The organism is Pseudoalteromonas phenolica (genome assembly GCF_044788725.1).
Taxonomy (GTDB): domain Bacteria; phylum Pseudomonadota; class Gammaproteobacteria; order Enterobacterales; family Alteromonadaceae; genus Pseudoalteromonas; species Pseudoalteromonas phenolica_C.
This window is the reverse complement of the sequence record NZ_CP173161.1, coordinates 1,585,175-1,601,142: the sequence shown is the minus strand read 5'-3', so window position 1 is coordinate 1,601,142 and position 15,968 is coordinate 1,585,175. Positions and strand designations below refer to the sequence as shown.

Sequence of the window (15,968 nt, the reverse complement as noted above, 5' to 3'; positions counted from 1 at the left end):
ATTTGGTGCGGATGGGGGGACTTGAACCCCCACGGCCGAAGCCACCACCCCCTCAAGATGGCGTGTCTACCAATTCCACCACATCCGCAAATTCTTTAGTTAGGTACGTCTGAGTTATTATCTTTAGATACTGGTACATCAGACTCAGCAGGAGCAGCTTCAGTAGCTACAGGTGCTGAAAGGTTTTCCCACTCATCAGTCTTTTTGATTTGACCAGCAGTTAAGTTACCTAAAATAATGCTCAATACGAAGAAAACAGTTGCTAAGATTGTCGTTGTCTTAGTCATGAAGTTTCCTGCGCCTGATGAGCCAAATACCGTTGCAGAAGCGCCTGCACCGAATGATGACCCCATGTCAGCACCTTTGCCTTGTTGGATTAAAATCATACCAACTAGAGCCAAAGAAATAATTAGGTAAATTACCAATAATATCTCGTACATTTTATACGTTCCCTAATGCACTTTTATAAATACTTAAAAAAGCATCTGCCTTTAGACTTGCGCCACCAATAAGGCCACCGTCTATATCTGGCTGTGCAAATAACAAATCACTGTTAGAATCATTAACACTTCCACCATAAAGGATACGAAGTGCGTTTGCGATATGACCATCGTGTTCGGCAATCATATCTCGAATAAATTTGTGCACTGCTTGTGCTTGTTCAGGTGATGCTGTTTTACCAGTACCAATTGCCCAAACGGGCTCGTATGCTATCACAGAGTTTGTCAGTGATGCTATACCTGAATGCTCAATTACCGCTTTAATTTGCTCAGCAACTACTTGTTCTGTTTCGCCAGATTCTCGTTGAGATTCTGTTTCGCCTACACACAAAATAGGTGTTAGGCCGTTTTCTTGTGCTTTGCTAAATTTTTTCGCTACATCTTCGTTAGATTCACCATAAAGGCTACGTCTTTCAGAGTGACCCACTAAGGTATACTCTGCACCAAGTTGTTTTGCGAGTTCTGCACTGGTTTCACCTGTAAATGCACCTGAATTATTCTCAGATACTGTTTGTGTGCCAGTTACAAAACCTTTGTCAATTGCCGAGCTTAATAGCATTGCAGGAGGAAATACGATTAGAGAAGCTTTATCTTCTACTTGATTAAGAACGCTTGAGGCTAATTCTTCAACCAGCTGAACTGAACCGTTCATTTTCCAATTACCAGCGACAATTGGCTTACGTTGCGACATACGATACTCCGCATCAAAAGCGGGTGAGATACTAACTCGCCTCACCCGAAGTTACAAGAAATAAAATTGAAATTTTGTTTAATTGCTCACAGATTCAACAACTTCAGCAATTTTTTGCGCAAAGTCTAGTACTTGTTTCTCTTGCTCTGCTTCAACCATAACGCGAACCACAGGCTCTGTACCAGATTTACGTAGAAGCACTCGACCTTTGTCTCCAAGATCAGCTTCTACTTCTTTAACTGCCGCTTTAACTTCTTCGGCTTGTGTCGGATCAGTACCTGCTTGATATTTCACGTTGATCATTTTCATCGGGTATTTTTGAAACCCAGCACCTAAGTCTTTCAACGTCTTATTTTGTGCGACCATCGCTGTCAGCACTTGTAAACTTGAAACGATACCGTCACCCGTTGAAATAAGGTCAAGGTTCAACACGTGACCTGAGCTCTCACCACCGATTTTCCAGCCTTTTTCTTTAAGTAGTTCGATAACATAGCGATCACCTACTTTACTACGGGCAAAATCGATACCTTTGGCTTTTAACGCGTTTTCAAGGCCCATGTTTGACATCACAGTACCAACGACGCCACCGCCTAAGTTATTTTCTTGGTGTGCCTGACACGCAATGATATACACGATGTCGTCGCCATCAAATACGCGGCCATTGTGATCAACCATCATAACGCGGTCGCCATCACCGTCATAAGCAATACCTACATCAGCTTTATGCTCTAATACTTTTTGCTTTAAGCTATCAACATGCGTTGCACCGCACTCTAAGTTGATGTTGGTACCGTTAGGTGTACAGGCGTGACAAATTACTTCTGCACCTAATTCACGCATTACGTCTGGCGCAATGTGATAGGTTGCACCGTTCGCGCAATCTAAAACGATTTTTAAGCCTTCTAAAGACAATTCATTAGGGAATAAGCCCTTACAGAATTCGATATAACGACCATCTGCATTATCTAAACGACGTGCTTTACCTAGCTTTTCAGAAGGAACACACGTCATTTCTTCATCAAGCATAGCCTCGATTTCAAGCTCAACTTCATCACCTAGTTTTAAGCCTTTACCATTGAAAAACTTAATACCATTATCGTGATATGGGTTGTGAGAAGCACTGATCACAATACCGGCTTCAGCACGGAATGTTTGTGTCAGATATGCAACTGCTGGCGTTGGCATAGGACCTAGCAGAACAACATCAATACCCGCGGCAATTAAGCCTGCTTCTAAAGATGTTTCAAGTAAATAACCAGAAATACGGGTATCTTTACCGATAATTACTTTTTTTGTACCAGACTTAGATAAAACTTTACCAGCAGCCCAGCCTAATTTCAGTGCGAACTCGGGCGTAATTGGGAACTCGCCGACTAGTCCTCGAACACCATCTGTGCCGAAGTACTTTCTTGTTGTCATAAGGGTGTTACTCCATTTTTTGCTGCCTGCCATACACCAATGACATCAGCCGTTTCTTTCACATCATGAACGCGAATAATGTGCGCACCTTTTTGAGCACATAAAAGCGCACCCGCTAAGCTTGCAGCTACACGTTCACTTGTTTCTCTATTCAAAAGTTGTCCAAACATTGATTTTCGAGAGAGCCCAGCTAAAAGCGCAAAGCCTGATGTCGAAAATTCATTGAATTTTTCTAAAATTTCAAAGTTATGGCTCAGTGTTTTACCAAAACCAAAACCAGGGTCAAGTATGATCCGGTTTTGATTAATGCCAGCTTTATTGCACGCTAAAACTCGCTCTTCAAAAAACTGATTTATCTCTGAAATAAGATTTTGGTAGGTAGGATTGGCCTGCATTGTTCTTGGTTGCCCTTGCATATGCATCAGACATACAGGCACATCTGGATATTTCGCGGCGACTTCTAGAGCCCCAGCTTCTTGTAATGCTCTGACATCATTAATGATGTCTGCGCCAGCTTCTATGGCCGCTTCCATCACTTCAGCTTTGCTGGTGTCAATTGAAATCACGCAATCCGAAGATTCACGAATACGCTTAATCACCGGTATTACACGCTGTAATTCTTCTTCAAGCGCAACATCAGGCGCACCAGGTCGAGTAGACTCACCACCAATATCCAAAATTTCAGCACCATCTTCGATTAAACGCATACCCTGCTCGAATGCAGCTTCTACAGAGTTGTAATGACCACCATCTGAAAATGAGTCAGGTGTAACATTGACTATCCCCATAATCACTGGTTTATCTAGATTGAGCGTTCTGTTTCTTGGAAGTGAAAGTTGAGTCATACGATGAAGAAGCGTCCTTTAAACATTATATTTTGCTCGTTCAAACCTTTCGTGTTCAAACTCGACATGCAAAATCTCTAAACGCAATTCTATATGCTATGAAATGAAATTAAAATAAAAAGCCCCGATAAATCGGGGCTCTTAGAGAGATTAATTACTCTTTGCTATCGTCAAGCTCATTTGTTGAGCTTGTTGATGATTCTGAGTCATTTGATTCAGGCTTTGCTTCTTGCTTAGCTTCAACCTTCGCTTTCGGCTCTGGCTTCTGATCATGTGCATCACGAGGTGGACGAACTTCTTTACGTTCCATCAGGTCATCAATCTGACCCGCATCGATGGTTTCGTATTTCATTAGTGCATCTTTCATGCTGTGAAGAATATCCATATTATCTTTTAGGATTTGTTCTGCACGTTGATAATTACGCGTTACAAAGTCTTTGATTTCAGCATCAATCAGCTTAGCTGTTTCATCTGACATACCTGACATACGATGCGAACCGCCGCCCATGTACATTTCGCCTTGTTCTTCCATGTACATTTGCGGACCAAGCTTAGAGCTCAAGCCCCATTGAGTAACCATTTTCTTAGCTATATCAGTTGCACGCTCGATATCGTTACTCGCACCCGTCGTTACTTTGTCATCACCATAGATAAGCGCTTCAGCAATTCGACCGCCATATAGGCTTGAAAGCATAGATTCTAAATGTTCTTTAGAATGACTTACGCGATCTTGCTCAGGTAAGTACATTGTTACACCTAGTGCACGGCCACGAGGAATAATTGATACCTTATAAACTGGGTCATGCTCTGGTACTAAACGGCCCACAATGGCGTGACCAGCTTCATGGTAAGCGGTCATTTCTTTCTCGTGCTCACTCATCACCATAGACTTGCGCTCAGCACCCATCATGATCTTATCTTTAGCAGCATCAAACTCAGCCATGCTTACTTTACGCTTGTTACCACGTGCAGCGAATAGAGCGGCTTCATTAACTAAGTTTGCAAGGTCAGCACCAGAGAAACCAGGTGTACCACGTGCAATCACTGATGCTTGTACGTTTTCATCAAGAGGCACTTTGCGCATGTGAACATTAAGAATTTGCTCACGACCACGAATGTCAGGTAAACCAACTACAACTTGGCGGTCGAAACGACCTGGACGAAGTAATGCAGGGTCAAGTACGTCTGGGCGGTTAGTCGCAGCAATAACGATAATACCTTCATTGCCTTCAAAGCCATCCATCTCTACCAGCATTTGGTTAAGTGTTTGCTCACGCTCATCGTGACCACCACCCATGCCAGCACCACGCTTACGACCAACTGCATCGATCTCATCGATGAAGATGATACAAGGTGCAGCTTTTTTAGCCTGTTCGAACATATCACGTACACGCGATGCACCTACACCTACGAACATTTCTACGAAGTCAGAACCTGAAATTGTAAAGAAAGGTACTTTGGCTTCACCAGCAACGGCTTTTGCAAGTAGCGTTTTACCAGTACCTGGAGGACCTACCATAAGTACGCCCTTAGGAATGCTGCCGCCTAATTTTTGGAATTTAGATGGGTCGCGTAAGAAATCTACAAGTTCAGTTACATCTTCTTTTGCTTCATCACAACCAGCAACATCAGCAAATGTCGTTTTGACTTGATCTTCGCCCATTAAGCGAGCTTTACTCTTACCAAATGACATAGCGCCTTTGCCGCCACCGCCTTGCATCTGACGCATGAAGAATATCCATACACCGATAAGCAATAACATTGGGAACCATGAGATAAAGATATTTGCTAGGAATGACTGCTCTTCAGGTGCTACCCCTTTCACGTTTACGTCATTTTTAAGCAAATCGTTAATTAAATCCTCATCATACATAGGCATGATCGTCTGGAAGCGTTCACCGTTTCCTTTAACACCTGAGATAGTGCCTGTACTTCTGTCGATATTGACATCTCGTACCGCACCACTACGCACTTCTTTTACAAATTGCGTGTAACTCGTTTGACGATCTATTTGATCGTTTCCATTGAAGCTCTGGAACACGGTCATCAGCACTACTGCGATAACCAACCAGAGTATTAAGTTCTTTGCCATGTCGCTCAAGGAGTTAACCTCTTGTATCTAAAAATTATTTAAATTCAACTATAATGCTCTTCAACTGTACTACAGTTTGTAGCCCGTCGCCACTATATATACTTCTCTTGATCTTGGACGAGACGCTTTAGGCTTACGAATTTTGACTACTTTAAAACAATTACGTACTTCTTGTACAAATTGATCAAATCCTTCACCTTGGAAAACTTTTACTGCAAATGCGCCATTTGCTTTTAATACTTGGTGACACATATCTAATGCCAGTTCTACTAAGTACATACTACCAGCTTGGTCTGTACTCATGTTGCCACTCATATTTGGCGCCATGTCAGAAAAAACCACATCAACGTTTTTGCCATCGATGCGGTCTAATAAAGCATTCAAGACTGCTTCTTCTCTAAAGTCACCTTGCAAAAAGTCCACACCAGCTAGTGAGTCCATTGGTAAAATATCACAGGCAATTACCTGACCATTATCCCCAACTTCTTCAGCCAGATATTGAGACCAACTACCCGGAGCAGCACCTAGGTCAACGACCGTCATGCCCGGTTTTAAGAGCTTATCTTTCTGTTGGATTTCTTCTAATTTAAAAACTGCACGTGAGCGAAAACCGCGTTTTTGTGCTTCATGAACATAAGGATCATCTACATGTTCTTTTAACCAGCGTTTTGAGCTCGCTGAGTGCTTTTTATTTGCCATATTAACTGCAACTCATTAGTAATATTCTTTAGATGGCGGTAGAATAGCGATAATTCAAGCCTAAGATTAGTAAATATTACCAATATGACATTATCAAATAAACAGAAACAGTACCTAAAAGGTCTAGCTCACCCACTAAAACCAGTCGTTTTACTCGGAGCAAATGGGCTAACTGAAGGCGTAATGTTAGAAATCGATCATTCTTTAGACATTCACGAACTTATTAAAGTGAAAGTACCAACTAATGACAGAGAAACGAAACAGCTGATTTTTGATGCGATTGTTAGAGAAACAAAAGCACATAAAGTACAAGTGATTGGTCATATCATCGTACTTTATCGCCAAAGCGAAGATAAAAAGATTCAGCTTCCTCGCTAAATTTAGACGTCAACAGCACTCGCTGTTGACGACTCTTTCAACTCAATTGCCTGCTTAATAAAATCGACTGTTAATTCATTAATTAAACCGCTTTCTGCATTCAATAATAAGCTAAAACCAATTTCCATAGACGGGATAACCACAATATCAGTGCGGTAACCTTGCACCCAACCACTGTGGTAAAGCAAAACAGTGCCGTCAAAATCATAAATACGCCAACCTAAGCCATAATGCGCTTCATTGACATATTTACGCCAAATACGCCTTTTTAGCTCTCGCTTTGTTTGGATGTAAGGCCTTGATTGAATCGTCAAAGCATCCAATGAAAGTACACTTGGAAAATATCCTAATTGGGCTTTTAACCACTTGACCATATCAGCCGCACTGGCGTTAACTCCAGCAGCAGGGAGTACTTTGTAATAGTTACTTTTTAACCGTGCCGTATGCCAGCGCTTTCTGCCCAAAACGTGTGGAGCTGCAAAATTATTATCCTTCGTCAAATTGGTTATTCCTACCCCACCATCTCGCATACCCAATGGTGCAAACAAAAACTCTTCAACCCAAGTTTTATAATCTAGCCCTGTTTTCGCCTTAATCACTCTATCGATTAAGCTAAACATCACATTTTGATAGCCATAACATCGACTTGGTTTACAGATTGGCGAAATATCAAATAACCTATCAGTTATATCGATATAACTCATACGTGATTCAACCAAGTTGTCATAGGCATTTGGTACTATGCCACTTGAATGACTGAGTAGATTGTAGACTTTCAAGCTTTCAAACCTAGATTCACGGGCTTGAGGTAGGTAATGACTAATTTCTCTATCTAAATCAATTTTTCCTTCGGCAGCCAACTTAGCTGTAAGTGAGCCGGCAAAAGTTTTCGAAACCGACGCCAATCGAAATCGGGTGTGCTCGTCAACTCTCCTGCCTTGTTTAACTTTTGTACGACCATAGCCTTTTTGAAAATAAACTCGCTCACCTTGAACAATACTTAATGCCGCACCGGGTATGGATTTTTCTTTTAGTTTTCTTTCGACTTGCTTAGAATAGCGATTTACAAATTGCTGCCACTGTTGCTGTTCGGTGTTTTCATTATTATTAGATGCCAAACATTCAACGGTGAAGAGCCCCATAACTGCGTAAATCAGGGTCTTCATAAAAATTGCTCCTGTTTTCATAACGGCATTCTAACATTTTGTCGTTTGTTGTCTTGTGTTTGGGCATAAATTATTAATCTGAGGAATTTTAATGCGTAAGTTGTCGATACTTGGAATTGGTTTATTACTTAGTTCTGCATGTAGTTTTACCCCTCAGTTGGCACCCGAACTAACTTTGCCTAAAAAACCTCTGCTCAAAAAAGAGGTGATGTTTTTAACTTACAGTGCCAAACAAAACCCAGTGAGAATTAAATCTGTACAGCTCCCTGCTCACCCAATTTACAAAAGTAATCGAGTTTGGGTTGATCCTAAATCGCAACAATTAACAGAGTCACAATATAAAGTGGTTGTTAATCAACTTGCTGAGCTTGGACTAATAGTTGCAGATAGTAATGACGCTGACTATATTTTAAACGTACAACAACTGTCTGTAGAAAGAACCCCTGATATCGATTTGCAAGTGCAGCAAAACAAAAACACCAGCAAACAAAGTGTTGAAGTGGTTAAAAATAACCAATCAAAGCAATGTAGTAACTATGAAGTAAAAGTGAGTTTTCGTTTAAACCACAAAAAGAGCGCTGATGTTGTATGGATAGCTCAAGCGAGTTTAAACAGCCATACTTTTATTAATAAGCCCGTTGTTTACAAATTTACTCAGCAGCAAGTCATTTCAAATGAGCAAGTCGTTGTCGATTTTGTCAATTTGCACAACACTGAAGCTGCCAGAAAGCAACGATTTGAACAGGCAGTTTCCATACCTGAATATCAAGTTACAGTGCAAACGTCGCCTTTAACGAAAGTATCTGGTCTATGTACAAATGATGAAGTCTCAGCAGTGACGACCGATATCGAAACACATCTAATCGCTGAGTTAATGGCTAAATTAAAAGTAAGATAAACAATTTTTTACAGTATTCATGCGATATTGTTGATTATAATTCTGAATTAGAAATTAAAATTACTAGCCTGAATACCATCAATCTAAGTGTACGTTGCACTATATATGATTGGTTTTAAGTGAGGGAAACATGGAAAACTACGCCACAATTTTACTTGTCGAAGACGATGAATCGTTAGCACAATGGGTTGCAGAATACTTGGATAACCAAGGTTACACCACCCACATTTGCCACAGAGGCGATCAAGCTGTGGCAATGGTTAAAGACGTTTCCCCTGACATAGTGCTACTTGATATCATGTTACCAGGTCAAGATGGCATCAGTGTTTGTCGTGATTTAAGACAGTTTTACAACAAACCAATTGTGATGATGACAGCCAAAGATGAAGAAATGGATGAGGTCATAGGTCTAGAAGTTGGCGCCAGCGATTACGTTATCAAGCCAGTTAGACCTAGAGCATTACTTGCCAGAATTAAGTCTCTATTAAGAGCATCAGAACAAAACAGCAGTACTTCAGAAGCAGACAACGACAATATTCAGGTTGGCACTTTACACATTGATACCTTAGCAAGAAAAGTCACCGTTGATGGAACCGAAATTGCCATATCTAGTGCTGAGTATTTGTTATTACACTTTTTGGCCAGCAATGCTGGGGAAGTGGTATCTCGTGACGCCGTATTTAAAGCTACGAAAGGTCGTGAATATGATGGCTTAGACCGAAGCGTTGATGTCCTGATTTCAGCCCTCAGAAAGAAATTTAATGATGATCCTCAGCATCCTGAAAAATTTAAAACTGTCTGGGGTAAAGGCTATTTAATGGTTCCTACTGCTTGGTAATATAACCGGTTGATTTAGCGCCAACATGCTTTTGTTGGCACTTCCCCACTGACTTGGTGCTTCCATTGAAAAAACTCTACCTTTACTTACTTGCCAGTGCATTACTTTCAATTGTGGTTTTAGGTTGGCTTATTGATACATTCAATCAGCAAGCCTTTTCGCCAGAAGACAACTTTGTTTGGCAAAGAAATATCACTGGTGGTTTCATAAAACAATTAGAAAGGCAGCCAAAAGCCGAACGCGATGAGTTTGCTAAAACGGTCAGTAAAGAGTTCTCCTTAAATGTAAGCTACAGAGATGGAGAAAGCCTTGCTCTTCCTTCAGAATTAAAAAATGAAATGTTTACGCCTCAAGGCTTATTACTTGAAGATGAGATAGGCTTTTATCTGTTAAAATCTTCACACAATCTTATGCCCGATTACGTTGAGCTGCGTTTAAGCAAGCCTGATCAGCAACAAGACAGCGATGCTTTTTTAACTCTGCTTTTTTATTCTGGCGTGTGTACTTTTATGTGGTTTATTTTGTCTCCTTTAGCGAGAAGACTTAATGTTCTTACCAACAAAGCCAAACAATTTGCTGCCGGCGATTTTTCAGCGCGTATCGAGTCAAACCAATTCACGTACATTAAAGATGTAGAGTTAACATTCAACGGTATGGCCAGTAAAATCGAGAAGCTGATGGCTGAGAATAAACTGATGGCTTCAAGTCTTTCTCATGATATTAGAACACCAGTAGCATGTATGCGTTTTGCGTTAGATGCCGCGATAGACGAACCAGACAATCAAAAAGTCCATGAAATTTTACTCAGAATGGAGAAAGATCTAGATCAAATGGAAGATATGCTTAAATCATATCTGTCTTTTGCAACGCTTGAACAAAAATCTCATTTACTCAATTTTGAAACAACACAAGCAGCGAGCTACTTAACAGAGGTCAGTAGCCAAATCATGCCAAAGTTATCAAAAGCCGATTTGACCTTATTGACTGATTTAAATATCTCCTACAATATTACTGGCGATCTACATTGGCTAGCCCGCGCAATCACAAACTTGCTGAGTAATGCATGTGATTTTGCAAACAAACATATTCAAATCTCAAGTTATGATGATGCTCAGTTTATCTATATCGAAATTTCTGACGACGGACCTGGTATTGCACCTGAAAACTGGCACAAAGTGTTTAGCCCTTTCTTTCAAGAAGAAAACCACAGAAACCGAGCCGGTAAAAGCTATGGTTTGGGCTTAGCTATTGTCGCCAAAGTGGTAGATTGGCACCATGGTAAAGTATCAGTCTCTCAGTCTGAAAGTTTGGGCGGTGCAAAATTCACGATGCAAATACCTAAAAGGCATACCTGATCGGCATTTAAGATGTATTGATTTCCGACAAAGACTTTTTATTTTTCACCATTTGCAGTAGATTGTCTGCCATCCCTTAGAAGATAAAAGAATAACAACATATGAGTAGTGTTAGAGGCGAATTCAGTTCTCGCTTTGGTTTTATTATGGCGGCCGCTGGTTCGGCTGTTGGCCTTGGAAACATTTGGGGTTTTCCAACTCAAACAGCATCAAATGGTGGTGCTGCATTTGTTTTAGTGTATTTAATTTTAGCCTTTTGTTTAGCTTATCCTGCTTTAATGGCCGAGCTTGTTATAGGCCGACATGGTCAAGCAAACGCTGTTTCATCGTTACAAAAGCTGGCTAACTCTCCTACACAGAAAAAGTTTGCGTTTTTGGTAGGTTTTGGCGGTATTATTTGTGCAGGCTTGATCCTTAGCTTTTACGCCATTGTTGCAGGCTGGATGTTCAGCGCAACTATTGAGCCAATCGCTGCGTTATCAGGACTTGAGAGCACATCAGCTTGGTTAAACAATCAGTCCTTCCCAAGAGATCTCATATTTACTAGTTTATTCATTGTTCTTACCATCGCGATTATCAGTAAAGGTGTCGAAAATGGTATTGAGAAATGGTCAAAACGCCTAATGCCTGCTCTGCTTGGCATTCTCGCTCTACTTATTATCTATGTAATGACTCAAGAAGGTGCGACCGAAGGTTTAAAAGCTTATTTAGTGCCTGATTTTAGTTCTATTTTAGATCCACAATTATTAGTAAGCGCGTTAGGCCAAGCCTTCTTCTCATTATCTCTAGGTACAAGCGTGATGATAATTTACGGCTCGTACATCAGCAAAAAAGAGAATCTAGTATCTCTGGGTGCCTATGTCACTTTAATTGACGTATTAATTGCATTCGTTGCTGGGTTATTAATTATTCCTGCAATGTACGTCGCTCAAGCCCAAGGCGTTGCAATTTTCTCTGAATCTGGCACCCTTTTATCTGAAGATACACTGGTTTTCCAGGTTCTACCTGCACTATTTTCTAGCATGGGTGACATTGGTTACTTTGTTGGCTTTGCTTTCTTTGCTCTAATGAGTATTGCCGCGTTAACGTCCTCAATCTCAATGCTTGAAGCGCCAGTTTCTTATGCGGTTGAAAAGTTTGCCCTTGGCCGTGTTCAAGCTACCTGGATTATCGGCGGGATCATTTCACTGGTAAGCTTTACCATTATTTTTAACTTCTCTGCACTATTTGGCTTTGTAGTGAGCTTAACAACCCAGTTCTCACAGCCTTTGATTGGCATGTTGTGCTGTATATTTGTTGGCTGGATCTGGCACAGAAATAAATTACTAGCCGAAATTAAAAATGGTCATGATGAAGCTGAAAGTACTCTGTTTTGGAAAGTGTGGCCTTGGTACATCAAGTTTGTTTGTCCATTGGCAATTGCAATGGTATTTATACACTCGTTGTAAACAGAACTAGAAATCTAATAAAAAAGCGAGTGACAAACTCGCTTTTTTATTGTGCTAACTCCATATCTGTATGGGGAATACCATCTTCGAGGTAACTGTCAGATATCACTTTAAATCCTAACCTTGTATAGAATGGGGTGAGATGTGTCTGCGCACTCAATTGCACTTTACAATCAGGCCATAGGTTCGCACATACATGCAATGATTCTTTCATCAATGCTGTAGCAAGCCCCTTCCCTCTATTCGGCTCAGTAATAATCACTCTACCAATCGCTGTAACCTGTAAAGCTTTTTGATAACAACGTGAGTATGCAACGACCTCACCTTCATTATCTAAACAGTAAATATGTCGAGTCTCTTCCTGAATATCAACATCATCTAATTCAGGGTAAGCACACTCTTGTTCAACAACAAAAATATCAATTCTTGCTTTAGCCAATTTGAAGAATGTTAAAGTATCTACCTCAGAGAATTTTTTTACATACCATTTCATGTTTTTCACCGATAAAAAAGCCTAGCTAAGCTAGGCTTTTAATAAATTAAGACGAACTAATTTAGTTAAATAATCTTTCTAACTGGTCGCATAATTGAGATACATTCACATGATCATGCTCAATCGTTAAATCTACGTAACCATCACCTCTAAATGCGCGGTCAAGTTCTATTAACACGTGAGTTTTGTGTGCTTCAGGCACGAATGATAACTCTATTTCTTGAATGCCAAATAACGAACGCGTGTTTGGTCTATATTCTAACTCTTGATAGCAACCTGATGTTGATTGAAAGCTAGAGGCTCTCAAATAACCTTTTTCTACATCAGCTTTAACTAGACTAAAACCAAGCTTGTCCATTGCCTGCATACAGGCTTTCACAGCTTCGTTAGGATAGATATGTAAGGTATCTTTATCATTTGGATCAATCGCTAAGTCAATATCAAGACCAGTCTCAATCCAAACGAATGAGTGGTTATAACCTGCGTTTAATTCTGTGATAGGTGTTTCTGAATGCAGTCTAGCTTCAAAAGGGATAACTTTCTTTTCACCTGGAGCAATAATAAATTGCTCAGAGATCCGCCACTTATCTAAAACATGATTTGTAAAATACTCACCGTCATCAGACTCAACTTTTACGCGCGTCATTAACGCTAACTCTAAGCCTGATACCTGCTGTTCGACATCACCGCCTTCAATTATAATTTGCGCTTGAAATTTTTGCCCTGGATATAAATGTTCAGTTTCTAAAATAGTATCGACTTTTGCTGCGCCAATACCCACAGATGCAAGGATTTTTTTAAACATCGCCTCTCCTGTAGAGATTATTCCTTCTAGCTGCATCTTAACCACATTTATTTAAGCTTGTCAGCGAAAATTTATGATTTTATGACAAATATCTATCCCCAGCAGTGAGTTAGTCTTATTTCATCGAGCATTAGCCTAAAGTTTTGATTTATAAATCAGTGAGTTTTGATAAGATGATTTAATAATTTCGCTTTTTATCAATGATTATGGAACTGTTGTTTTTTGCTGTCGCATTTGCATGCGGCTTTTCTATTTACCAACTAAAGCTACCACCACTTATTGGTTTCTTAATGGCTGGGTTTATTCTCAACTTAATGGGCCACCAAACCACAGACTTACTGACTCAGTTAGCAGATCTTGGTGTCACTATATTACTGTTCAGTATTGGCCTAAAGTTAAAAGTTGGAAATTTAGTCAAACCTCAAGTTTGGGCGCCTGCAACGCTTCATATCGTTTTAAGTACTGCATTTTTTGCTAGCCTCTTGCTACTTTTGGGTGCAGCTTCTCTTCCTCTGTTTAGTGAACTTGATACGTCAAGTGCACTGCTGGTAGGTTTTGCGTTTAGCTTCTCAAGTACTGTTTTCGCGGTCAAAGTATTAGAAGAGCGTGGTGAAATGTCTGCCTTACATGGCAAAATTGCGATTGGTATCTTAGTCATGCAAGATATCTTCGCAGTTATATTCTTAGCAGTAAGCACCGGAAAAGTCCCGAACATATGGGCACTTGCTTTATTAGTCGCCTTACCAATTTTCCGCCCTGTGATGTTTTGGGTATTAAATCGTTCAAAGCATGGCGAACTACTACCGCTGTTCGGATTTTTCTTTGCTCTCGTAGTTGGCTACCACGCATTCGAGTTTGCAGGCCTTAAGGGAGACCTAGGAGCACTAATCATAGGTATGATGTTTGCGCCTCACAAAAAAGCAGGTGAGCTCTCTAAATCTTTACTTAACTTAAAAGATATTTTGCTTGTCGGCTTTTTCTTAAATATTGGTCTGAATGCCAACATAACACCTAATGCATTACTTGTTGCTGTCATGCTTATCTTGGTATTGCCTATTAAAGTGATAATGTACTATGTACTGACAAATGTATTTAGACTCAGAGCTCGCACCTCACTTTTGAGTGCCTTTACACTCTCAAACTACAGTGAGTTTGGCTTAATCGTGTGTGCGGTCGCAGCAACTACAGGACTAATCACAAGCGACTGGTTAGCTGTGGTGGCAATTGCGGTGTCTATCACATTTGTGCTCGCTTCGCCGCTCAACAAGCGAGCGAACGAGCTATATGTAAAACTAGAACCTTGGCTTTTGAAATTTGAAAGCGATAAACGTTTAGAAGAAGAGCTGCCAGTTAACCTTACCGATACTAAAATCGTTATTTTTGGTATGGGTCGGATTGGTACCGGTGCTTATGAAACAATTGAGGCATCTCACCCTGGCAAAGTCGCTGGTATCGACATCAAGCCTGAAGTTGTAGACAAACATGTGAAACGTAACCGCAGAGTACTGCTTGCAGATGCGACCGATCCTGACTTTTGGCAACGCATGAACCACTCTGATGTTGATATGGTTATGCTTGCAATGCCTAAACATATGCAAAATATTTTTGCGCTCGAACAGCTCCGTGCATCAGGCTTTAGTGGCCGTGTTAGTGCGATTGCTTATTACCCCGATCAGCAACGTGAATTAGAAGAAATGGGCGTTGAATTTACCTATAACTTCTACTTAGAAGCTGGTAGCGGTTTCGCCGAACACGTCAGTCAGAAAATCTTCCAGTAAAATTTACTTTAGTTATCAGTACCACTTTAGGTACTGATAACTATTTTTATTTACCACTCAACAACTTACATCTAGACGTCTATTACACGCTGTTCCCAATATTGCAAGCTGATTTACAAAGCTTTACATCCGCCGTAGAAATCCCCCTCACAAAAAGAGTAAACTGGAACGGTCTTATGAGCTAAGTCTCTATTTTAAACACAATTTTTTGTGTGACTCTGTTTGATGTATAGCTCATGTATTTTAGAATTTTTGGCAAGCGAGAGGCATTGATGCGTAAAAATAAGGCAGAATTAAACTTTTCAGCCGTGGTGGATGACGCTAAAGCAAGTCCTTTTATGGATCTGCAAAACCGCCTTGATGAGCTGCAAGACAATGGAATGACAGCGCTAACAATTCGTACAGTGTTATTTAATAAGATGTTAGATATGCACAGTGTACCTGCAGATCATTTTTTACGAAAAGAATCTGCACCGTCTAGATTAGACGATCCGAAAATTATTGAAACGCTTAATGAACTTGGCTTTTATAAACAAAGGAAAGTTATTCATTAATTTATTTTG

16 protein-coding genes and 1 tRNA gene are annotated in these 15,968 nt (G+C 40.4%); 7 read left to right on the top strand and 10 right to left on the bottom strand.

The window, feature by feature from the left end; translation table 11 throughout:
* Positions 1 to 3: 3 nt before the first annotated feature.
* The 7 genes from ACH784_RS07335 to rlmE all read right to left on the bottom strand — a co-directional run bounded on the left by ACH784_RS07335 (position 4) and on the right by rlmE (position 6,246).
* Positions 4 to 88, bottom strand: a tRNA-Leu gene (locus ACH784_RS07335).
* Between the two features lie 7 nt (positions 89 to 95).
* Positions 96 to 440, bottom strand: a complete 345-nt coding sequence (gene secG / locus ACH784_RS07330; RefSeq protein WP_404394679.1) for a preprotein translocase subunit SecG — start codon at positions 438 to 440, stop codon at positions 96 to 98.
* 1 nt (position 441) lies between these two features.
* Positions 442 to 1,191 (bottom strand): triose-phosphate isomerase, encoded by a 750-nt coding sequence (gene tpiA / locus ACH784_RS07325; protein WP_404394677.1) that lies wholly within the window; start codon positions 1,189 to 1,191, stop codon positions 442 to 444.
* Between the two features lie 78 nt (positions 1,192 to 1,269).
* Entirely contained in the window at positions 1,270 to 2,610 is a 1,341-nt protein-coding gene (glmM, locus tag ACH784_RS07320) for a phosphoglucosamine mutase (protein ID WP_404394676.1), read from the bottom strand.
* Positions 2,607 to 3,455, bottom strand: a complete 849-nt coding sequence (folP, locus tag ACH784_RS07315) for a dihydropteroate synthase (RefSeq protein ID WP_404394674.1) — start codon at positions 3,453 to 3,455, stop codon at positions 2,607 to 2,609. The genes glmM and folP overlap by 4 nt, the downstream gene beginning before the upstream one ends.
* Before the next feature lie 154 nt (positions 3,456 to 3,609).
* Positions 3,610 to 5,547, bottom strand: a complete 1,938-nt coding sequence (ftsH, locus tag ACH784_RS07310; protein ID WP_404394673.1) for an ATP-dependent zinc metalloprotease FtsH — start codon at positions 5,545 to 5,547, stop codon at positions 3,610 to 3,612.
* A gap of 69 nt (positions 5,548 to 5,616) precedes the next feature.
* Complete coding sequence (rlmE, locus tag ACH784_RS07305; protein WP_404394671.1) at positions 5,617 to 6,246, bottom strand: 23S rRNA (uridine(2552)-2'-O)-methyltransferase RlmE; 630 nt, start codon at positions 6,244 to 6,246, stop codon at positions 5,617 to 5,619.
* Between the two features lie 84 nt (positions 6,247 to 6,330).
* Between rlmE and yhbY the strand changes: the two genes are divergently transcribed.
* On the top strand, positions 6,331 to 6,624 hold the full coding sequence (gene yhbY / locus ACH784_RS07300; RefSeq protein WP_404394669.1) for a ribosome assembly RNA-binding protein YhbY: 294 nt from the start codon (positions 6,331 to 6,333) through the stop codon (positions 6,622 to 6,624).
* Between the two features lie 2 nt (positions 6,625 to 6,626).
* Here yhbY and ACH784_RS07295 read toward each other — a convergent pair whose 3' ends face one another.
* Positions 6,627 to 7,790, bottom strand: a complete 1,164-nt coding sequence (locus ACH784_RS07295; RefSeq protein WP_404394667.1) for a serine hydrolase domain-containing protein — start codon at positions 7,788 to 7,790, stop codon at positions 6,627 to 6,629.
* Positions 7,791 to 7,881: 91 nt separating this feature from the next.
* Here ACH784_RS07295 and ACH784_RS07290 point away from each other — a divergent pair, with 91 nt between their 5' ends.
* The 4 genes from ACH784_RS07290 to ACH784_RS07275 all read left to right on the top strand — a co-directional run bounded on the left by ACH784_RS07290 (position 7,882) and on the right by ACH784_RS07275 (position 12,329).
* Positions 7,882 to 8,688 carry a hypothetical protein gene (locus ACH784_RS07290; RefSeq protein WP_404394665.1) on the top strand — a complete coding sequence of 269 codons (807 nt, stop codon included), beginning with the start codon at positions 7,882 to 7,884 and terminating at the stop codon, positions 8,686 to 8,688.
* A gap of 130 nt (positions 8,689 to 8,818) precedes the next feature.
* Positions 8,819 to 9,526 carry a response regulator gene (locus ACH784_RS07285; RefSeq protein ID WP_404394663.1) on the top strand — a complete coding sequence of 236 codons (708 nt, stop codon included), beginning with the start codon at positions 8,819 to 8,821 and terminating at the stop codon, positions 9,524 to 9,526.
* A 65-nt stretch (positions 9,527 to 9,591) separates the two neighbouring features.
* On the top strand, positions 9,592 to 10,881 hold the full coding sequence (locus tag ACH784_RS07280) for an ATP-binding protein (protein ID WP_404394661.1): 1,290 nt from the start codon (positions 9,592 to 9,594) through the stop codon (positions 10,879 to 10,881).
* Positions 10,882 to 10,982: 101 nt separating this feature from the next.
* Entirely contained in the window at positions 10,983 to 12,329 is a 1,347-nt protein-coding gene (locus ACH784_RS07275; RefSeq protein WP_404394659.1) for a sodium-dependent transporter, read from the top strand.
* A 46-nt stretch (positions 12,330 to 12,375) separates the two neighbouring features.
* Here the strand turns inward: ACH784_RS07275 and ACH784_RS07270 are convergent, their stop codons facing one another.
* Both ACH784_RS07270 and ACH784_RS07265 read right to left on the bottom strand, forming a co-directional pair.
* Positions 12,376 to 12,822 carry a GNAT family N-acetyltransferase gene (locus ACH784_RS07270; protein WP_404394657.1) on the bottom strand — a complete coding sequence of 149 codons (447 nt, stop codon included), beginning with the start codon at positions 12,820 to 12,822 and terminating at the stop codon, positions 12,376 to 12,378.
* A 61-nt stretch (positions 12,823 to 12,883) separates the two neighbouring features.
* On the bottom strand, positions 12,884 to 13,627 hold the full coding sequence (locus ACH784_RS07265) for a sporulation protein (protein ID WP_404394655.1): 744 nt from the start codon (positions 13,625 to 13,627) through the stop codon (positions 12,884 to 12,886).
* A gap of 206 nt (positions 13,628 to 13,833) precedes the next feature.
* On the opposite strand from ACH784_RS07265, the gene ACH784_RS07260 reads away from it, so the two are divergent.
* Positions 13,834 to 15,405, top strand: a complete 1,572-nt coding sequence (locus tag ACH784_RS07260) for a cation:proton antiporter (protein ID WP_404394654.1) — start codon at positions 13,834 to 13,836, stop codon at positions 15,403 to 15,405.
* A gap of 272 nt (positions 15,406 to 15,677) precedes the next feature.
* Positions 15,678 to 15,959, top strand: a complete 282-nt coding sequence (locus ACH784_RS07255) for a hypothetical protein (protein WP_404394652.1) — start codon at positions 15,678 to 15,680, stop codon at positions 15,957 to 15,959.
* Positions 15,960 to 15,968: the final 9 nt, after the last annotated feature.